This is a genomic window from Nitrospirota bacterium (genome assembly GCA_030645475.1).
GTDB lineage: Bacteria > Nitrospirota > Nitrospiria > Nitrospirales > Nitrospiraceae > Palsa-1315.
In genome coordinates, this window is the sequence record JAUSMA010000060.1 from 320,465 (window position 1) to 340,029 (window position 19,565).

Genomic DNA, 19,565 nt, shown 5'->3' on the forward strand with positions numbered 1-19,565 from the left:
GGAGTTAACGCCGAGTTAACATATCGTTGACCTGGCAGAAACCTCTGGTTTTTATAACAATAGGATTAGGTACCGTGAAGCAATACTTGATTGGAGCAATGATTGATGGAATATCGCCGATGGATCCTCTGGTCCCCTCTCATCGTTCTTGGCTTATCGCTCGGACTTGGGTTCGAGGCGTTGGCTCAAGTTCGACCGGAACTAGACCCTCAGATTCCCGCCTACGCCGCTCAGGAACAGATTTCCGGGAAGCTCACGGCCGCCGGCTCCGACACGATGAAACCGTTGATCGACGCATGGGTCGGCGATCTTTCTCGCCGGCATCCCGGGATGAAAATTACCGCGACAGGAGCGGGATCAGAAACAGGTCTGGAGGCTCTCCTCGCACATCAGACCGAGATCGCCGCGATGTCCCGGCGCATGACGGCTGCAGAGATCTCTGTATTCGTCAAGGAATACGGCTACGAACCGACTGAAGTTCCCGTCGCAAACGATGCATTGGCCATCTTCGTTCACAGGGACAATCCGATTACCGGTTTGTCCCTGGACGAATTGGATGCCATGTTCTGCCGCGAACGGCGGCGCGGCTTGAGTTACGCCGTTGACTCCTGGGGACTCGTTGGACTGATGGACGAATGGTTTGACGCTCCTATTCGACTCCATGGACGGAACGGGAAATCCGGCACGAGTTACCTCTTCAGAGAAGAAGTCTGCAAAGGCGGGACGTTTCGCCCTCAGTTGATCAACGCCCAAGGATCTGCGTCAGTGGTGCTGGACCTGGTCAAGGACCCGCAAGGCATCGGGTTTAGCGCAATCGGTTACCGGACTTCGATGGTGAAACCCGTTCCGATTGCTTCAGTGAAGGGTGGCCGCTACATCGAGCCGAACTTCCAAACGGCCATGGATGGGTCGTACCCCTTGAGGCGCAACCTCTATCTCTATATCGCCAGGCCGCCTAAGACTGCACCGTCGCAGGCCTTGACGGAACTCGTGCGGTTTGCCCTGAGCCAACAAGGCCAGCAACTCGCACTCGATCACGGATATTTTCCGCTGTCCCTGGCTGAACTGACACGACTCACATCCAAATGGTCCGGCTCTGTCAAAGCGGTTCAACTTGAGTCGCCTGGCCGTCCGATCAGCGAGTAATTTTTCATTTCTCGTCGTGAGGAAAAGACTACCTGCATGAAACGATCGCTTGCATTCTTTCGCTTCCATGCATGGCTCGCTCTTGGATTCACGGCGTTCGTCGGCTGTTCATCAGGGCAATTTCCGACCCTCACCATCTATGAGACGCCGAACGCGTTCGTTCGACTCCAAGCCGATCCCTCTGTTGGACAGAATAGCGGACACAGCCATCCGGCCGACATATCAACCGAGCGTATGGCGGCAGTCCTGCGAGGTATCGTGATCCAAGAGCCGCTGGTGCGATTGCCACTCTACGACGACTTGAGTATTCCGCGCCGGCACCGAGCGTTCGACGAGGATGCTGTCCTCTTTTGGGCTCCGTTGCTGAGCCTGGCCATCGGCAAGGCTACGCCCGAGGAAGTGGTCACGTTCTACCAGTCCCGGCATGTGTCAGGCGTCAAACGCGAAGTCACGTCAGGCGGGATGTTTCTGGATGGAGAGGACCTGCATGTCTTGCTGAGCAACAATCGGTCGGACACCCATACCACTGCCGATACCACCGTAGCCGATACAGAGGATGACAGACTAACTCCCCTTCGCTCTCTGACCCCCCAGAAAGGGACATTGCGGTTCGAGCCACCGGAGTTTCAGCGATCGACAGATTCCTTCGGAGTCGGGAAGCTGCTCAAATGGGATAGGCGCGAGCTGATCATTCAGGTGCACCGCCTGCCCGTGAAGCCAGTCTCTACGGCGCCGTAGAACTCCATCCGTTGCAATCTCTCCCTGCCGAAACCGCTTAAAAACTCCACTGAAGCTGAAATCGGACCAAGTTGCCTGACTGAAGCTGATAGGGGGTCTGGATACAAGCCGGCGCCCCTATCCCCAGAGAATTGTCGGCACAGGATGCGGGAGTCGCGGACGAGTCTGCTGACGTCCGCTGTGTCCAGGTATACTCCAACGTCAGTTCGAGCGCCTGATTGAACCGATACTCCAAGCCAACCTCCACCTCCCGCACCGTATTCTTCGGAGCATTCGCTTCGTGCTTCTTCGCGCCATAATATTCCTGCGCGCGGACAAACGGCATGACGCTCTCACAGAGACTTTCACAACGGTAGTTATAGAACAACTGAAGATATCCCCCCCGGAGGGTGCCGCTTGTGACCTCTGTCCTGGCTCGGTTCAATTCAGGGCCCCGCCCGATCGTGTATTCCCCTTGAAGACCGAAGGGCTGGGGAAAGAGCACGAAGTGCCAGGCGACCCGCTCGTCCAGATAATTTCCACCGTTTCTCAGAATTGGCGAAAACCCTCCCAACACCTGCTCGTTGGGAACTCCTGCGAGAGGCACCACCGGCGCCGTCGAAACGTTGAATTGTCCGGTATAGGCATCCATACCGACCTGAAACATTTGTCCATTGGGGAACTCCATCGGATACATGGAGTGGAATACGACGTGCTTGTCCTTGTTCGCATCGCGCTTGTTAGCCGTCTGCCCATTATAAACGCCGATGCCGAGCATGCCGTAATCACCTGAGCCCTTGAGTCCGCTGTCTACGAGACGACGGAATCGTTCTCGCACATGTGTCGGCGCATAGTAGAGAAACAGGCCGAGGTCCCGTTCATTGTTTTGGGCGCTGTTGATCGCATCGTTCCGGTCTAGGCCCAGGCGGTTCTGACTGGACTGCATGTTCTCGAACCCAAACGGCACCTTCGACAGTCCGGCCCTGATTCGCCATTCCTTGTTTTCCGTGAGAAAGAGATCGGCATACCAGTCACGTAACGTGACAGTCTGTTCGGTCCCGGCCAAGAGACTGGCAAACTCCGGTTGGACATAGATGAACACACGCTCATGCGGTTGTCCGCTGACGATCACACGAGCCCGGCGCAAGAAGAACTCATCGTTCTTTCCGATCGAGCGGTCTCCCTGCTGATTGATCAACAGATTATTATTGGTGGAGTTGTTATAGCGGAATTGGGTATAGCCACGTATGCTGATTTTTTCGTACCAGCGCTCTCGAATCGGCACATCGCCGACTCCCCGACTTTCCTCGAACTCCTTGACCTGCCGCTTTTCCTCATCGGCCTTGAGCTGAACCCACTGATCGACCGTGATTTGCTTGTTTTCCAACAGGAGATCTTCAAGTTTTCCTGCATATCCATCCGATGCCCCGAACAGGATCGATGCGATGAGGCCTCCTGCCAGACAGACTGCACGACTCAATCCGATTTTCATCCGCCCTCCGCAGCTCAGAAATGTACCAGGACATATTGCTGGGAGCAGAATAGGAATCGGGGATTACAGACAGGTTACGGCTAGGTCCGGTAACGGTTAACTTGCCAGAAGGATGGGGGTGAATGGTTGGTTGGTCGGTCAGCTGGTGCTGCGAAGAAGTTGGCTACAGCTCCTGACCAACGACTGTAACCACGTTGGTGGGGAGGCCATGGCCTCGGCATCAAGCGGCGTGGAGGGGGCCAGCTGATCGAGCCGCACGGCCACATCGCGATACTGTCGGCTCTCACGGCTGATCGTTCGATAGTACTCGACGGCCTCTTGGGACCGTCCCATGGATTCCAGCGTCCTTGCGTAGAGATACCGGAGCGAGACCAGGTCCTGCGGCGATCCAGACGGACGGTCAAGCGCCGTGCGAAAAGCGGCCAGCGCATCCTCGTACCGACCGATCGCCTTCAAGCAGAGTCCTTTCTGCCCGAGTGCTTTGATGCCCCATACTCCATCGTCCGTCAGCCGGTCCAAGAGTGCGAGGGCCTGAGAAAACTCTCCCGCCTGTTTCAATGAAAGGGCCTTGCGGTAGAAAGATGCGGGATCAGGCGAAGATGCCGGGTTTGTGCTCGGCGAGGATCCCTTCGGCTCAGACCGCACTAAAGTCTGTGCGGCCACCTCCTCCGCTTCCGCCTCGAGTTCGCTCAGGCTCGGCTCGATCGTGTCAGGAATTGCCCGAAACGGCAGAAATCCGTTCTTGTCACGGACACGTGCGGCATCGAGAACGACCTGTGCCGTGATCATTTCGACCTGTGCGGCATACCCATACACCAACGCATGGTCACAGAGCTGATTGATCAGCCGGGGAACCCCGCCGGTCAACGCAAAGACTTTCAAACAGGCAAGTCTGGAAAACAACGGCCTCCGTCCACCGGCTATGTGAACTCGATGGGCGATATAGGCAATGACCTCCTCCTTGGCCAGCGGCTCGAGCGCATATTCCACTGCGATGCGCTGGGCGAACTGTTCCATCCCAGGCCCTTCTAAGAGATCTCGAAGCGCGGGTTGTCCCGACAGCAGAATCTGCAACGAACGCCGCCGCCCATCGTTCAGGTTCGAGAGCAGGCGCAGTTCTTCCAGCATCACCGATCCGACGTTCTGGGCCTCGTCGAGAACCAGCAAAACACGCCGTCCGGCAGCCTGCTCCCCCTCGAGAAACCTCCCGAACTCATGATAGAGCTCCACTTCGCTCTTGCCTTTCGTCTCCAGGCCGAAAGATGCCGTAATCCAAGGCATGAGCCCGCCCAACCCCTCATGCGTATTCGCCAACAGGCCGATCGTCCATTGATGGCGCGATTGCTCCAACAAACGGTTCAGAAGCGTGGTTTTCCCTGTGCCCGGATGACCGGTGATCACGATAAAGGCGGAACCGTTGACCAGTCCATATTCCAGCAGGCTCAGCGCCATCTTGTGCTTGGATCCCAGGAAGAGAAATCCGGGGTCCGGCAGCAGCGTGAACGGTTTGATCTGCAGCCGATAATAGGTTTCGTACATCTATCCGTTACCTCGAACTTGTCATGAGAAGGTCGTTCGCCCGACGCTTCGTGAGTGCCCCTCGGCCGGATTTATTCAAGATGCCGCCAAGGACCGGCACGCTTCCCTTGAGCAGCCCCATGGCCCGCTTCACATCCGTCGAGGCCGTCCGGCCTTCTTCGACGACCAGGAGCAGCGCATCGATGTGTGGAACGAACCCCAGGACATCGGCGCGCGATAACAGCGGCGGCAAGTCGAATACCAGAAGCCTTGCGGGATACCGGTGCTTCAGTTCCTCCACCAACACCGCCATCTTGGGCGAGGCGAGAGCCTCTGCGGAATTCGCGATCACGCGTCCGCCTGGAAGAAACACGAACCGGCCGATCCCGGGGTGAATCAACAGCTGTTCGAGCGGCACCTCGTCAAAGAGATGCTCGGTCAAGCCGGGACAGCTATCCATACCGAAGGCCTCGTGAACGGCCGGCCGATGCATGTCGGCATCGACGAGCAGAACCGTGTGAGCCAAATCCATCGCCAGCGCCAGTGACAAATTCACCGCCGTGAGCGTTTTTCCTTCGTGTGGAGTCGGACTCGTCACGCCCAATACATTCCACCCGTTCTGACGGCATTGTTTCACGACCTGTGTTCGCAGCATTTTAAAGGCGTCGACAAAGGCGCCTCCTTCGAACCCGGAAATCAGCCGTTGGGTCCGCATCGTCTCATCGGTGAGTTCAACGGTTTTCGTCGAGGTATAGACGATGGGCGGGGGCACCGGTCGGGACGCGCCGGCTTGCCGCCTCTGAGGCGGTACCTCCGATCCATGCTCTTGCTTGAACCGTTCTAGCCCCTGTTGCAAATAGTCCATCAGCCGTTCCCCTTCTCTCCCGCTCAGCCAAGTTTTCTCATGATCGTGTACCACAACACATCCAGAGGCATCCATGTCAGGTGGAGGACGACTGCGCCAACCACCAGCACGCCGAGTCCGGCAAGACCGACAACCGCTCGGCGGCGTCCAAGCTGCGCCACTTCGTCTTCAGACGGCAGATAGGGAATCACACCTAACGGGAGCATCCCCATGGCGCGACCAAGCTGGTCGGACGTATGGATCGTGCGATCCACATTGTCCGCAACGACGCCGGTTCCTACTCCTCCGGCGACGGCGAGAAACGCACCCAGCAGCAGAATCGCCATCCGGTTGGGGCGGTCGGGCTTCTCCGGCAACTCCGGCGGATTGATCAGCGAGAACCGCTCCCCTTTTCGTTGCACTTCCAATTCACCGGAGACCTGAGCTTCCATTAAGCGAGAGGTAATCTCCTGGTATTTGCGCACAGAATTTTCACGATCCCGCAGTAGGTCAAGATACTCGGGCTCGATCGTCGGTGTCGTCTCCACTCGCTTGGCGTATTCGGCCATTCGCTGTTTCAGATCTACCCGTGCCTTTTCCAGAGATTGCAGTGACGCCGTCGTCGATGCCAACTGCGACTGAATGTTGATATAGGCAGGATTCTCTGGCTTCACGGTGAGCGGTTTTGGCGGCCTGGCTACTGCGGCCTGCAGTTCTCGTTCGAGCGAGGCGACGACATTCTGAGCTTTCACCACATCGGGATGCGAGGCCTCCATCCGTTCACGCAATGCCGCGAGCGACGCCTGCTCCGCTGTCAGACGCTTCGATAGTTCCTCACGCCCATCCGTCGCGCCTGGTTCCTTCTCAAGCGACGACAGCTCCTGTTTCATCTTGATGAGATCGGGATGCTCTGGTTCGAGGTAGGCCGATGCGCTGGCATATTGGGCGCGCAGCGCCTTCAAGCGCTCGCTCGTATCCAGCATCCGGTCGCCGCTCGCATTGATGAGAGGGGTATGCGGCTTCAGCGTGGCCAGCTCTCCTTCCAGGTAGGTCTTTCGTTCTTTCAAGCTTCTGATCTCGCGGTCGCTATCGATGACTTCCCGTTGAGTCGAACTCATGAGCTGCATATTCAGTTGCACCAGTTCGGGAAGCGCACCGGCGGCTCGCTGTTTCACCCCCGCCAGCTTGCCTTCCAGATCCTGGATATGATGCGAAAGACTCTCGGCCTCGCGCTTCAAGAACGCGGTGGTTTCCTGCGCATGCCGTTCGCGGGTCTTGAGATTTTCACCCAGGAATAAGCTGGTCAGCTCATTCGCTACCTTCTGTGCCAGTTCAGGGCTCTCGCCATCGTACGACAGTGTAAAGGCAATCGTCGCCTGGGTGGGATTCTGTGTGCGCTTATCGATGACCTTCACGTTCATCACGTCGATCTGGATGTCCTTGACGAAACGAGCGAGAACTTCTTCCGTCGGGTTCCGCTTCCGAAGATCCTTGTAGAGGCCATATTGCTCGACGATGTGCCACAAGGTCGAACGGCTCAAGACTTGCTGCTTGATCGTCTCGATACGCTGATCGGCGTAGGTTGCAATGGCCGATCGGACGAGATCGGGTGGAATTTCCTGCTCTTCGATGAGAATCGTCGCAGTCGACCGATATACCGCCGGCAGCAGAAACGCCAGCGCGGCGCTGGCCGCCAAGAGCGACGCGGCGACCATGAGAATCAAGGTCTTGCGCCGGCGCAGCAATGCCAGATAGTCATAGAGATCTTTTGCCGGAGCGTCCATCGTTCTTGTCGCCTGAGGCGCACGGCCGCTGCTCATCGGGACACCGACCATTTCTGTCCTCCGTACGTCACCATGACAAACGTCGAATGTGAGAAATTCCATTGATTCAGGCTATTCACGGCACGTTCCGCATAGGCGTACGAAACATCCAGCGTCCACCATGGACTGAACTTCCATGACAGGCTCGGGCTCAACGAGGTGAAGCTCGACTGCGGCACGGAGCCGCTCGTGGCATTGGTCACGACCCCCGACACAAAGTAGAGGCCTCCATTCAACGAAGCGCTCAGGGTTTCAGTCAGGTTGTGCGACAGTGATCCGCCCAGGCGATCGCTTTGCAGCAACAGGCCGAACCCGCTGGGATTGATCTCTCGACTGACGTCCATCTGAATCGTCGTGCGCTCAAAGTTCTTCCGGAGAGTCCCTTTGTAGACCCAGACAGTCTCACGATCGGTCAGCGCCCCTCCTGGAATCTCTTGCGTCGAGGTCACGAACCGAACTCCTCCGGAGAATGAACCGGTCATCTCATGGCCGAAGTCGTGAGTCCACCCGCCCTGCAGGCCGTAATAGGTGGAGTCTTGCCGGATGGCGGGCGTGAGGACCACCGTGTATTCGCCGGTCAGTTGGACTTGATCCAACAGACCGAGGTTATAGGTCGGTCCCGTCGTCCCCCCGTGCACTTGATAATCCACGAGACCCAATCGAAGCCCGTTTTCATACTGCGCATCCATGAACTGGTAGTTGCTTTGCCAGGAGAGCCGTTCCGTGATGCCAACCGTCCAACTGGGCATGGCCGTCCACAGGCTTCGTTGGGTGAAACCCAACACGAATCCGGTCTGTTTCAATTCCCCCATCAACGTATTGTCCCTGGTGAAGCCGCCCTCGAATCCGAACGTATGCCGATCCGACTGGTACGAGGCCCGCAACGGGAAATACAGATTCGTCAGGCTTCTGTCCTGGTTGCCGTAGTATTGAACGAAGTCGCTCTTGACGTTTCCCTCTACTGCCAACGATTCTGTAGATCCCTTGAATTTCACAGCCGGGCTGACCCAATGGCCCCAGACTTCATTGTTCCCATTGAACAATAATAAATTGCTGTTGTACTCGCCTTTCACGCTCAACGACGGCTCTGCCGACCATTCGGCCGCACCAACCTCTCCTCGAATACCGGCAGACGTCATCAGCATCAGGCCACACAAGCCGGCCAAGATGCGCATTCGCAGCCGGATTCCCACGGACACAGGCTTGAAATCGGCATTCGATGGTCCCATTCGGTCACGGCACCATCACCACGTCGCCACGCTCCAACAAAATGTTCTGTTTCAGGTCCTTTTCCTTCTGCATATCTCCATACCGGAAATGGAAGACCTGCTGATTGGCTCCGCCACGGCGCATGATCTTGATGTCGTTCTCCGCCGCATAGGGCGTCAATCCCCCCGCCATGCTCAAGGCTTGCAGCACATCGGTGTAGTGGCCGACGAGATACTCACCCGGCTTATTCACGCGGCCGAGCACATAGATGCGGTTGCTCAGAACTTTCAGCACGGTAACCGTCACATTGGGATTCGGGAGAAACTTGCTCAGCCGTTTCGCTATTTCGACGCGAACGTCCTCTGCCGTACGACCCGTCGCGGACACATCTCCAATCAGCGGGAATGTGATCATCCCGTCGGGGCGCACCACCGTTTCCTGCGTGAGATGCTCATCTTTCCACACCGCCACCTTCAGCACATCTTCAGGGCCGAGCAGGTAGCTGGGTTCGGCGACCGCCGCCTCTGCCGCCTGACTCAGGTTGATCCCGAACAGACAGAGTCCCCCTGCAACCGTTGCCGCACACACGAAGCGGCGAACCAATCCTCCCTGCAGAAATTTCCTCATCCCGCCACCTCCGCCAGCAGCGCCTTCGCAGCATCCAATCCCTCAAACGGCGTGCCTGCCGCTACGGCCTTCCTTAAATACACCAGCGCGTCGCCAGGCTGTCCGGACTTCGACAGCGCCGCACCAAGATGATAGTTCAGCACCGGATGGTCCGGCGCCAAGGCCGTGGCTTGCTTCAGTAAACGCACGGCATCCCCCCCGTGGTTCAACTTATAGTGGGCCCACCCCAAGGTATCGAGCAGATAGGGATTCGGCGTCTGCGACTCAAAGGCCCGACTCAGCGTCAGAGCCCGCTCAAGACTCTTTGGATCGCTTTTGTGATCGACCAATGTCGCCGCGAGATTGTTTGCGGCCAGCATCGACTTCGGATTCGTTTTTAGCACCGTTTCGTAATGGACAATGGCCTCGTCGAACCGTCGCTGCGCATCGAGACTCACCGCCAGCAGCAAGCGCATCTGTTCATTGTCCGGACTCCCTTGAAGCCCTTTGCGCAGGGCCTCGTCCCCCTCCGTCAGATGTTTTCCCGCGTAGTGATGGCGGGCCAGGTGGACCCAGGGAGTGCTCCACTTTGGATTCAGACGCGCCGCGGATTCAAAATGCGCGATGGCCGCCGCGGTATCGCCTTTCGTCAGCAACAGCTCGCCCAGAAATCCATCCGCAAAAGGATGATCGGGATGGGCCGCTAACAATGTTTCAAGCCGAGATTGCACTTGAGCAACCTGCCCACGCTTGATCCCAAGCTGCACCAGGGCCAGGAGCGGTTCCGGCGCCAGTGGCCGTTGTTCGGCGGCTCGGGAATAGGCGGCGTCCGCTTTGTCCCATTGCTGTTGGGCCATGGCGACATGCCCTTCCGCCAAATCCGCGACCGTCTGGTCCGCGCCGGCAGTCCGCAGCTTCGTCAACGTCTCTTGGCTCTGTCCCCAATCCTTCTCCTGTGTCTGCAACTGAAACATCATGCCCAACAGGGTCACGTTACCGGGATCGCGAGCGATGAGCGGTTCCAAGCGTTCTCGTGCTTCTTTGGTATGGCCAACGGACGCATCCAGTCCCGCCAGCATCAGCTGGGCTTCCATCAACGTCGGCTTCACGCTGAGCGCGACAGCCAAACTCTCGCGGGCGAGCGTCGTCTCACCCGTCATCAAATAGGCTCGTGCGAGCAACAGATGTCCGTCAGCCGATTCAGGCTGGTCCTTGAGCACGGACCGGAAATCCTGCGTGGCGTCTTTTCCGTTCCCACGCTGCAAGGCGATCTTTCCCCGCAACAACAACGCGTCGACCGATCGAGCGTTTTCCTTCAGCACGTCTTGAAGCTGGCGTTCCGCGTCATCGGTTTTGCCTGCCGCCCAATCGAGACCTGCGAGCTTCACTTTGGCTTCCCACCCCTCAGGCTTCCCATGAAATTCATCCTGGATGGCACGATAGGTCTCGCGAGCCTTGTCTACCCGCTGCGTCGATTCGTACAAACCCCCAAGCGCGAACCATAGCTTGCCCGAACGCGGCAGGTCTTTGCGCGCATCCAGCAGGGCTGATTCGGCCTGCTCCAGTCCGCGCCGCTTCGCCACATACTCGACCAATGTCAGCCGTTGCGTCTCGTTGTCGGGATCGAGCCGGATCGCCTCCTTGAGCACCGCTTCAGCCTTATCGTATTGCTGCTGCTGATCGTAGAAGGCCACATGACGCAGCCGGTGATTCATAATCGTCGGCTCCAGCGCAATGATCCGTTGCAGCGTCGATCCTGCTTCTTCCATCTGTCCCTGCTTGATCAAGATCGTGGCCAGAGTGTCGAGGAATTCAAGGTTCTGCGGCTGGGCTTCCAGCGCTTGCCGGAGCAGCGGGAGCGCTGCCTCTCCGCGCTGATTGGCCGCGTACAACGACGCCATGAGCAAGACCGCATCGGTCTCAGCAGGGGCAGTGGCGATCAAGCGTTCAGCTTGGCTGAGAGCCTCGCTCAACTTCCCGGACACGGCCGTCACGGCAATCTGTAATGCCTGCGCAGGGACATGTCCCGGGGTCTTCGACAGAATCCGATCCGTGATCTTCGTCACCTGCTCCAGCGCGCGCGCTTCCAGATAGTACTTGGCCAGCTTCATCTGCGCGCGGTCGTGATCAGGGCTCAATTCCACCACCTGCTGATACCCCGCAACGGCATTGCGCCAGTTCCGCTCTTTCTCCTCGACTTGCGCATACAGGAAATAGGCTTCGACGTCTTTGGGATCGATCTTCAGGACATTCCGGATCGCCACGCGGGCCTTGGGGAAATTGCCCTGCTGAAAGTATTCCTGCGCGTGGAGGCGATACTTGGCCTTGCGCTCCTCGGGGCCTCCGCAGCCGAGAGACCCGCTCATCATCAGAACTGCCAGCACGAGAGCGATACCCTGTTTCATGACACCTGCCTCCCCTTCCACAATCCGATCACCACCACCAGGCCCGTAACACCAACCCGCCCAACATCCAAGCAGAAACCCAGCCCAAGCGGGTGGCCGCAGAAGCATAGATATGGAGCAGCAGCTCGAATGAAAAGAACAACACAATCAGTTTTGCCGCGAGAAGACTGACCGGCACGTCGCCCGCGGTCATGTCCGGCAAGAACGGCATGACGACCGCCAATAAGACAATCAAGTAGTCCAACGGTGTCGTTTGAAACCGGTCCTCCCCGGCAAACCGGATGGTCAACACGACGAGTCCCGCTAAGATCACGAACCCGATATTGACGGGCGTCATCATTTCTGGTCCGGAAAGGCGCGGGGAGATTTCGCTGTAGTACATCAGGCAGGTACTCCCGACATACAGACCCATCCGTACGGCCCATGGCGTTCCGCGACCTGCCGCCAGTGAACCCAACAGGGCTATCAGCAATCCCGCAGCGATCATCCCGGCATCCCAAGGAATTTCCCTCGGCATCGCCACCGATGCGATGAGATAGAGAGGCACCGCCACTTGAAGCGCCGCAAGTGCCCATTCTCCGATTCGTACCTGCAATCGATGGTCCGTCGCTTGGACGGAGCCGTTCGTTGCTGTGGACAGGATCGCTAACGCCGTCTGCTGGGGCGATCGAACGAACATGGAGAGAATCGCCGCGGCCCATAAGAGGTAGATACCCAATAGGACGGCATCCGACTGCCACCGTAACAAATAGGCGCAACTCACCATCGCGCCATGAGCAAGGTAGATCACCGTAACGGCTTGTCCATGGGTCAGCCCTCTGGCCAACAACTTGTGGTGGATGTGGTTGCGATCGCCGACAAACGGGGACCGGCCTTCCAATAGGCGCTGCCCCATCACTCCAATCGTATCCAGCAGGGGCACCCCCCAAATAAACAGCGCCAGCAAGGGGCTGTAGAGCGTTCTGCCGGAATCGGTCAACAAAATAGCGGCCACGGCCAGATAGTGGCCCAGAAACTGGCTCCCGGCATCGCCCATGAAGATCTTGGCCGGGTAGGTATTGAAGCGGAGAAATCCCAACAGCCCTCCCAGGACCGATACCATCAACAGCACCAGCAGCGGCTCGTTCGCCTGGTACGCGAGATAAGCAATGCCCGCAAAGCTGAGCAGAGACAACCCGCCGGCCAAACCATCGAGTCCGTCCGCCAGGTTGACGGCATTCGTCACCCCCACGATCACCAGAACGGTGAGTGGAACGGCCAACCAGAGGGGAAGCAGGGTCTCATCCATGAAGGGTACGGTCGTCAGACGAACACCGGCAAACCAGACAACAATAGCGGCAGCCAGTATTTGCCCGCTAAACTTCATGCGATGGTTGAGGCCGTTCCGATCATCCCACATGCCGAAGAGAAGGATGACCGCACCGCCAAGCAGACTGATCAAAATCAACTGTTCCTTGGGCGACCAGAGTAGTACAGCCGCAAAAGTCGCGATCGCAAACGCGATTCCCCCGACTTTGGCAATCGGCGCATCATGGGCATGGCGTTCGCGTGGAACGTCGACAAACTGGAACCGCCAGGCAGATGACGTCAACGCCGGGATCAATGCCATACAGATGATCAACGATCCCATGAAGCTGAAAAATATCGCCGTGCCCATATCCGTCATTCCTTAATCCGGAACATAACGGTCTAACAGCGGTGTCACGAGACCGGCCATGGTCTGCAGACGCGCATCGACGATGGCCTCGGTCTCGCCGGCATTGACGCCCGACACGAGACGCACGAGCGCGCCGTCTGCCCTGTGGCGCGTCAAGGAATCCCAAAAGAGATAGAACTTCACGCCATATTCGCTGGTGATCCAGCGATCACGTTGCTTGAACCAGTAGTACACAATCTGTTTCTGTCCGCCCTTCTGAATCACCAGACGATTGACCTCCAACGCCTTAGTCATATCCTGCCGTTGATCAAACATCAGCGGCTCGAAAGAGGAAATCTCCCAGCCCCCGCCGGGAATACACTGCCGGGGGGAATGCGACGAGCGGCCTTTTTTCGGTGAGAGATAATAGGCCACGTACAGATTGACCGGAACCTTCTCGACCGCGCTGTAGTCCGCGAGCACGTAATCGTCCAATTGCAAGGCGTCGAGGTACTGTCGCTCCATGACAGAAGAGACACCTGACCATTCGCCGAGCTGCAAGGGAAAGTCGAGCAACGGCTGCCGCGCAGGAGGAGGAAACTCGTGCGGGGCAACTGATGGAGCAACCAAGGCCGCCAGAATAAGCAGTGCCCCTCCCGCCAGGATGGGAACCGGAGACACAGGACCAGCCGGGGGGGACACGGCAAGTGTCGACGCCGTTCTGCGTATGTCATCTGACGGAGGACCGATCAATTCGATAAATGGACGACGCGATGTGGCCGCACCCACACGAGCCAACAGCCACATCTCAGCACAAAGGAGACCCAAACTCGCCACGAAGAAGATCCAGCCCTCGAAGAAATGGCTGAAGCCGTCGGCCGCACTCTTGCCATAGGTCTCGACTAACAGGCCGATGGTACCGATCCGAAAGCCGTTGAGGAGGATCGAGATGGGAATACTGGACAGCACGAGCAGCACACGTTTCCAGAGCGATTCACGATAGAGATAGGCCACGAGCAACGTGAGCGCCGTGAGGGGAAACAGATACCGGAGCCCGCTGCAGGCCTCGACGACTTGCAGTTGGATCGGCCCCAGATCGATCACATTGCCTTCCCGGTAGGCCATGACCCCGATGAATTGGAGACATCCGATCCCCAAGGCCGAGGACCATAACTGGAGACGATTGGATAATTCCCCCTGCAGAAATTCCGGCATTGGAATGGCGGCGAGAAGGTACAGCAAGGGAAAGGCCAGCAGGCGGATACCGGACAGCCCGATGACACATGTCAGCAATCCCACGCTCACAACCCATAACGAGAGCTGGACCACCGCATGCATGGCGGCAAACTCGCCGACGACATAGACAACGAGTCCAACGGCTGCGATCGGGAGTCCCCACCATGCGCCCTGTCGCACGACCGCGCGCAACTGATTCCATCGAAGCCAAATCAGGTACAGGGAGATGAGTGGAATGAACGGCCCATGACTATAATTGTCATCTTCCAGCCAGGACTGCGCCAGGACTCGCAGGCTGTCTGCGTAGAGATAGCCCAGCACTGCCAGCACAACGGCCAGTACGCCCCAGAACACCCAAGCACTCATGCCCACCAGCAGTCGTGTCTGAGACATCACGGAAACAGAAGGCAGCGGGGTTTCGAACACTGTGGGGTGACTATTCATCCGGGTCCTCTCAACAGGTCTCATCCACCAGACGAGCCCTCACATAGGAGCTAGGCGATTAGTAGGAGGCTCAGTCTATCGTTCACCGGCAAAACGATGGCATCGCCAATATCAAGTTTGTGTTAACAAAATGTTAAAACAAGTTGGGGGGATACAGGGGTGAGTCGGAGGGCTCTCGATTGCATGCAGCGAGGGAAATTGATCGAGGCCAGGCCGAGATAGCGCTATGAAATGAACCGCTTCACGACATTATTGGGCCCTGGCGGCGGTGGGAGCACTGAGAGAAGAGGGACCAAGTTGCTGCATGAACCGTTTCGTCACCTGCCACCAGGGAGCCTCTTCATTCCAGGGTTCCGGTCCATGATCTCCCCACCCTCCCCAGATCACAACGCCATCGGCATGTTGCGCCATCGTGGCCAATTGCAGGTCCCAATAGTCCGGTTCGATCGGCCGCTGGCCGAGCAACTCATTGCCTTGGTTATGATACAGCGGCCAAAGAAAGCCGTAGACAGGCTTGCCTTTTGCGAGACGGCGGGCTTCCGCGATGTGTGCCTTAGCATAGGCGACCCAGGCCTGGCGGTCTGGATAGAACGTGTAGATCGAGGGATACAGCGCATCGACGTGATCGACGATCTGAGCCAGCCGATCGTTGTCCCTGCGCCACGCCAGGAATTGCGGACTCATCGGATCACTGGCTGCGCGCCAATAATCGGGAATCGGCACGGTACCATAGAGTCCGAATGGAACGTCTGGCGCCTCGCCCTTGACCCACGAGAGCAAGGAGAGATATTTGGCCACAGTCGATGCCACCGCCACGCCATCTCCAGTGAGCGGCCATCGCTCGATGTCGAGGACCACCGGATCCGTCGATGCACGCAGCTCATACGCGAGAGACCGCACGATGACCTCTGAAGGCATCGAGGGCGATAACTGGTTGGCCACAAAGAGGCGCGACTCGTACAGCATCGTGAAGGGATGGACATGGTAGTCCGCGAGCGAGGGCTTGTTCGTATAGAGCGTAGCGTCAAACACGACGAACGGACGCGGGACCGCGGCCACAGCCGTCTGTTCAATCGTGGAAAGCGCGCGAGACAGCACGATTATCGCAGTGGCGACAGTGAGCAAGATCAGCACGAGCAGCGCAATCGTGTGCCGGCGCATTATTCTTTTCCAGCCGCAACCAGCAATGCCGGTTCGGCTTGCGCCTGGAGACGGGAAACGGGAGCGGACACAGATTCAAGCAGCGTCCGCCAGGTCTGCAGGGCATGCACACGGGCATACTGCCGATCGAATGCCTGTCGCGCCCGCTGCCCGGCTTCGGTCGCCTTGTGACGGTTATCAGACAACTCTCGAATGCATTCCACCATGGGACCGACCTCACCGATACAGAAACTCCACCCGCATTGTTCGCGCTCCAGGATACGGGCAATCTCTCCATCAGGATCGCCGACATGAATGACCGGCCGTCCCGCAGCGGCAATGCCATAAAACTTGCTCGGCACAATCATCCCTTCCAGCGTCGGCCTCAACGAAATGACATGCACGTCCGGCACGCTCAGGCTCCAACGCAAACGATCGGCCGGCTGGTAGGGGCGGAACTGCACGTTCGTCAAGCCCCGCGCCGCGACTTCCGCTTCGAGCCATGGCCGCGCAATGCCGGCGCCGATAAATACGAAGGCGATGCCGCGCTCCTCTTTCAATCGCTCCGCCGCATCGATCATGGTCTTGAACTCGTGGACATGCCCCATATTGCCTGAATAGCCCAGAACGAACTTGCCGTCCAGTTGCCACTCGCGCACAAGCGGATTGTCTTCCTTGGAGACCGGTTGAATGACGTCTCCGTCGGCCCAGTTCTCGATCACCGTAATCCGATCGGACGGAACCCCCTCGTCACGGAGGCGCTGGGCCATGCGTCCGCCGAGCACGACGTTCGATCGAGCCTGCAATAGCGACCCGTTGCGCAACCGTTTCAGCATCGGTGCGACAAAACGCACACCAGAGACATCCAGAGAAGTGGCCACTTCAGGAAACAGGTCCTGAACCCAATTGACCAGCACACCTTGTCTGATCTTGGCCGCCCAGGCGGCGCAGACCGACATCATCGGAGGATCGGTTTTGGCCACCACCACATCGCCCCGTCTGATCGAGCGAAGCAATCGCCACGTCGCGCCGGCATAAAACGTCAGATAGTCGAGCATCCGCCCCCACATTCGCGCGCGGCCGAACCGTGAGGTGCGCACACGATGCACATGTACACCGCAAATCACTTCCTCGGAGAGAAGCGACGCCCGGGGATCGGTATAGAGTTGACCACCGGTAATCACATGAATGTCCTGGCCGCGAGAGGCGAGGTCAAAGGCGAGATCGCTGAGGAGCTGACTGGTCGCGGAGTGGTCGGGATAAAAGTACCGGTTGATGAAGATTGTTTTAGCCATATAGGCAGAGACGCCTGGCAGGGTCGTCTCGATTCCTTTCAGGTTGGTAAGCCCCGTTCCCGCCGTTCGAGTTCTCGCATCTTCAGCACGATCAGGTACTCATAGAAGGATTGCAGTACGCAGTAGGTAAATCCTGCCCGTCCGTCCATGCACCCCCGTTGCCAGATATACAAATATAGAAACTTCAAAAACGGCCGCCAGGGCAATCGAAAGGAAAGATTTTTGAGGGCGCGACGGCGCAGTGCGCGATCGGTGCTGAACAGTTCCGGCTGTGTCTCCGAGGGCTGGAGGAGCAGCTTCATCCCCTCCTGCGCCTCCAACTGCGAGTAGCGGTTATGTTTTTCGATCCACTCCGAGATCCCCTTGCTGAAGTTGTAGTGGACCAGCATGCCGCGGAGGTAGCCATGAGAGCCGTCGATCACGGGAACCGGGTTAACCAAGCGCTCAAATCGCACGTGGCGAGGACGGAATAGACGCATGATCATGCCAGGCGGCATGGCATGCCCGATCCAGCGGCCCATGAACATATTCCGGCGGCCACAGTAGTAGGCCACGTCGCCCCGAGTCGAATCAGCCGCAATGGAAACCAGCTCATCCTTCAGCTCTTCTGTCATCCGTTCGTCGGCGTCGAGATAAAAGACCCAGGGATGTTTGAACGGAATCTGCTCGAGCGCCCAATTCTGATGGGCGGACCAATTGTCGAAGCGGCGTTGCACGACTCGCGCACCCATTTCCTCGGCAATCTTCACGGTGCGGTCGCTGCTAAATGAGTCCAGCACCACAATGTCGTCGGACCATTTTACCGACTGAAGGCACTCCGGCAGGTTGGCTTCTTCGTTCAACGTCAGAATGAGAATCGACACACTCATGGCTTATGACCTTGTGGCGATCGCGATCATGGATTTGGCCAGCGCGGGCACGCGCCCTACCCGACGAAACCTGATGGAATGAAATCCGGCTTCCTGGAGCAACAGCCTCAGCGTCCCTATCGACCAGAACTTGATGTGCCCATGATCCCACAATGCGGTGAAGTGATGGTCTAGCCGTCCCGTCAAGGCCATAGCGAGATTCTTCCAGTAACCATGATACGGCGTCGAGACGATTACGGTTCCCGACGGTTCCACGAGATCAAACAGCGCGCGCGCAAACACCCGCGGAGCGTAGAGATGTTCGACGACCTCCAAACTCACCACCACCGGGAACTTTCCATAGGTTTCGGCGAGAGGGTCGTAGGCCGATCCAAGTTGCAGATTCGATTGAGGATAGCGCCGCTTGGCCTGCTCGATGCCCTGAGCGGATGCATCGACACCGGTCACCAGATAGCCTTGCCGCGTCAACACATCAGCCACCGCTCCATTCCCACACCCCACCTCGAACACACGCTTGTGAACCGTGGGAAGCCGCAGTGCCGCAAGCTCTGCCAAGAGCGCCGGCACGAGATAATCATGCGACGCGTTCAGTTCCGGGTCTTCGTAGACATACCCGGAGATATCGACCGCTGTTTCCATCATGACTCTTCCTGTTGCAGTTCATATTTTTTGATGATGCGGGCAGGATTCCCGCCTACCACGGTCCAAGGATCAACGTTGCGAAAGACGCTCGCGCGAGCGCCGACCACGGCCCCCTCGCCGATGGTCACGCCAGGCCCGACGAATACATCCGCAGCCACCCATGCCCGACGCCCGATCCTGATCGGGGCCGAGATGACCGGCATGTCACTAAACCTATAGTCATGACTAGCCGTACAGAGGAATGCGTATTGACTGACCGTTGCGTGAGGTTCAAGGATGACCTGATCGACGGCATAACAATCCACATGATCGCCGAGACAGCTGCCCTCCCCCATCGTCAAGTTCCAGGGGGCCCAGATTCTGGCTGAGGGATAGGGATGCGCCCCTTGCTCCACCTTCGCGCCGAACAATCGCAGTAGCCACCGCCTCCAGGCGTGGAACGGCCGTGGGCTGGAACGAAACAACAGGAGCCACACCATGCCCCATAACATTCGACCCGCTCGATTCCGATACGAGTGCGGACTGGGAAAGGATTGATGGTTC

16 protein-coding genes are annotated in these 19,565 nt (G+C 58.0%); 2 read left to right on the top strand and 14 right to left on the bottom strand.

Annotated elements, in window-relative coordinates; translation table 11 throughout:
- Positions 1 to 105 precede the first annotated feature (105 nt).
- Together Q7U76_11845 and Q7U76_11850 are read left to right on the top strand one after the other, a co-directional pair.
- Entirely contained in the window at positions 106 to 1,146 is a 1,041-nt protein-coding gene (locus Q7U76_11845; GenBank protein ID MDO8357074.1) for a PstS family phosphate ABC transporter substrate-binding protein, read from the top strand.
- A 36-nt stretch (positions 1,147 to 1,182) separates the two neighbouring features.
- Positions 1,183 to 1,884 carry a hypothetical protein gene (locus Q7U76_11850; protein MDO8357075.1) on the top strand — a complete coding sequence of 234 codons (702 nt, stop codon included), beginning with the start codon at positions 1,183 to 1,185 and terminating at the stop codon, positions 1,882 to 1,884.
- A 37-nt stretch (positions 1,885 to 1,921) separates the two neighbouring features.
- On the opposite strand, the gene Q7U76_11855 is transcribed toward Q7U76_11850, so the two are convergent.
- The 14 genes from Q7U76_11855 to Q7U76_11920 form a co-directional block, all read right to left on the bottom strand.
- Positions 1,922 to 3,355, bottom strand: coding sequence for a porin (locus tag Q7U76_11855; GenBank protein ID MDO8357076.1), 1,434 nt, complete (start codon positions 3,353 to 3,355; stop codon positions 1,922 to 1,924).
- Between the two features lie 138 nt (positions 3,356 to 3,493).
- Positions 3,494 to 4,894 carry an AAA family ATPase gene (locus Q7U76_11860; protein MDO8357077.1) on the bottom strand — a complete coding sequence of 467 codons (1,401 nt, stop codon included), beginning with the start codon at positions 4,892 to 4,894 and terminating at the stop codon, positions 3,494 to 3,496.
- Positions 4,895 to 4,901: 7 nt separating this feature from the next.
- Positions 4,902 to 5,738 carry a CpsD/CapB family tyrosine-protein kinase gene (locus Q7U76_11865; GenBank protein ID MDO8357078.1) on the bottom strand — a complete coding sequence of 279 codons (837 nt, stop codon included), beginning with the start codon at positions 5,736 to 5,738 and terminating at the stop codon, positions 4,902 to 4,904.
- Between the two features lie 23 nt (positions 5,739 to 5,761).
- Positions 5,762 to 7,552, bottom strand: coding sequence for a Wzz/FepE/Etk N-terminal domain-containing protein (locus tag Q7U76_11870; protein MDO8357079.1), 1,791 nt, complete (start codon positions 7,550 to 7,552; stop codon positions 5,762 to 5,764).
- Entirely contained in the window at positions 7,534 to 8,769 is a 1,236-nt protein-coding gene (locus Q7U76_11875) for a hypothetical protein (GenBank protein ID MDO8357080.1), read from the bottom strand. The genes Q7U76_11870 and Q7U76_11875 overlap by 19 nt, the downstream gene beginning before the upstream one ends.
- Positions 8,770 to 8,773: 4 nt before the next feature.
- Positions 8,774 to 9,376: a polysaccharide biosynthesis/export family protein gene (locus tag Q7U76_11880; GenBank protein ID MDO8357081.1), complete on the bottom strand. Its 603-nt coding sequence runs from the start codon at positions 9,374 to 9,376 to the stop codon at positions 8,774 to 8,776.
- Positions 9,373 to 11,760 carry a tetratricopeptide repeat protein gene (locus Q7U76_11885; GenBank protein MDO8357082.1) on the bottom strand — a complete coding sequence of 796 codons (2,388 nt, stop codon included), beginning with the start codon at positions 11,758 to 11,760 and terminating at the stop codon, positions 9,373 to 9,375. The genes Q7U76_11880 and Q7U76_11885 overlap by 4 nt, the downstream gene beginning before the upstream one ends.
- A 28-nt stretch (positions 11,761 to 11,788) precedes the next feature.
- Positions 11,789 to 13,417 (bottom strand): MraY family glycosyltransferase, encoded by a 1,629-nt coding sequence (locus tag Q7U76_11890; protein ID MDO8357083.1) that lies wholly within the window; start codon positions 13,415 to 13,417, stop codon positions 11,789 to 11,791.
- 12 nt (positions 13,418 to 13,429) lie between these two features.
- Complete coding sequence (gene xrtD, locus Q7U76_11895; GenBank protein MDO8357084.1) at positions 13,430 to 15,025, bottom strand: VPLPA-CTERM-specific exosortase XrtD; 1,596 nt, start codon at positions 15,023 to 15,025, stop codon at positions 13,430 to 13,432.
- A 300-nt stretch (positions 15,026 to 15,325) separates the two neighbouring features.
- Entirely contained in the window at positions 15,326 to 16,237 is a 912-nt protein-coding gene (locus Q7U76_11900) for a hypothetical protein (protein MDO8357085.1), read from the bottom strand.
- Positions 16,237 to 17,511, bottom strand: coding sequence for a glycosyltransferase family 4 protein (locus Q7U76_11905; GenBank protein MDO8357086.1), 1,275 nt, complete (start codon positions 17,509 to 17,511; stop codon positions 16,237 to 16,239). The genes Q7U76_11900 and Q7U76_11905 overlap by 1 nt, the downstream gene beginning before the upstream one ends.
- A 38-nt stretch (positions 17,512 to 17,549) precedes the next feature.
- Positions 17,550 to 18,380 carry a glycosyltransferase family 2 protein gene (locus Q7U76_11910; protein ID MDO8357087.1) on the bottom strand — a complete coding sequence of 277 codons (831 nt, stop codon included), beginning with the start codon at positions 18,378 to 18,380 and terminating at the stop codon, positions 17,550 to 17,552.
- 3 nt (positions 18,381 to 18,383) lie between these two features.
- Positions 18,384 to 19,022, bottom strand: a complete 639-nt coding sequence (locus tag Q7U76_11915) for a methyltransferase domain-containing protein (protein MDO8357088.1) — start codon at positions 19,020 to 19,022, stop codon at positions 18,384 to 18,386.
- On the bottom strand, positions 19,019 to 19,501 hold the full coding sequence (locus Q7U76_11920; GenBank protein MDO8357089.1) for a putative colanic acid biosynthesis acetyltransferase: 483 nt from the start codon (positions 19,499 to 19,501) through the stop codon (positions 19,019 to 19,021). The genes Q7U76_11915 and Q7U76_11920 overlap by 4 nt, the downstream gene beginning before the upstream one ends.
- Between the last annotated feature and the right edge of the window lie 64 nt (positions 19,502 to 19,565).

Coding starts and splice junctions, on each gene's coding strand:
- Q7U76_11845 (MDO8357074.1), top strand. CDS start 106: ATGGAATATCGCCGATGGATCCTCTGGTCCCCTCTCATCGTTCTTGGC.
- Q7U76_11850 (MDO8357075.1), top strand. CDS start 1,183: ATGAAACGATCGCTTGCATTCTTTCGCTTCCATGCATGGCTCGCTCTT.
- Q7U76_11855 (MDO8357076.1), bottom strand. CDS start 3,355: ATGAAAATCGGATTGAGTCGTGCAGTCTGTCTGGCAGGAGGCCTCATC.
- Q7U76_11860 (MDO8357077.1), bottom strand. CDS start 4,894: ATGTACGAAACCTATTATCGGCTGCAGATCAAACCGTTCACGCTGCTG.
- Q7U76_11865 (MDO8357078.1), bottom strand. CDS start 5,738: ATGGACTATTTGCAACAGGGGCTAGAACGGTTCAAGCAAGAGCATGGA.
- Q7U76_11870 (MDO8357079.1), bottom strand. CDS start 7,552: ATGGTCGGTGTCCCGATGAGCAGCGGCCGTGCGCCTCAGGCGACAAGA.
- Q7U76_11875 (MDO8357080.1), bottom strand. CDS start 8,769: ATGGGACCATCGAATGCCGATTTCAAGCCTGTGTCCGTGGGAATCCGG.
- Q7U76_11880 (MDO8357081.1), bottom strand. CDS start 9,376: ATGAGGAAATTTCTGCAGGGAGGATTGGTTCGCCGCTTCGTGTGTGCG.
- Q7U76_11885 (MDO8357082.1), bottom strand. CDS start 11,760: ATGAAACAGGGTATCGCTCTCGTGCTGGCAGTTCTGATGATGAGCGGG.
- Q7U76_11890 (MDO8357083.1), bottom strand. CDS start 13,417: ATGGGCACGGCGATATTTTTCAGCTTCATGGGATCGTTGATCATCTGT.
- xrtD (MDO8357084.1), bottom strand. CDS start 15,025: ATGTCTCAGACACGACTGCTGGTGGGCATGAGTGCTTGGGTGTTCTGG.
- Q7U76_11900 (MDO8357085.1), bottom strand. CDS start 16,237: ATGCGCCGGCACACGATTGCGCTGCTCGTGCTGATCTTGCTCACTGTC.
- Q7U76_11905 (MDO8357086.1), bottom strand. CDS start 17,511: ATGGCTAAAACAATCTTCATCAACCGGTACTTTTATCCCGACCACTCC.
- Q7U76_11910 (MDO8357087.1), bottom strand. CDS start 18,380: ATGAGTGTGTCGATTCTCATTCTGACGTTGAACGAAGAAGCCAACCTG.
- Q7U76_11915 (MDO8357088.1), bottom strand. CDS start 19,022: ATGATGGAAACAGCGGTCGATATCTCCGGGTATGTCTACGAAGACCCG.
- Q7U76_11920 (MDO8357089.1), bottom strand. CDS start 19,501: ATGGTGTGGCTCCTGTTGTTTCGTTCCAGCCCACGGCCGTTCCACGCC.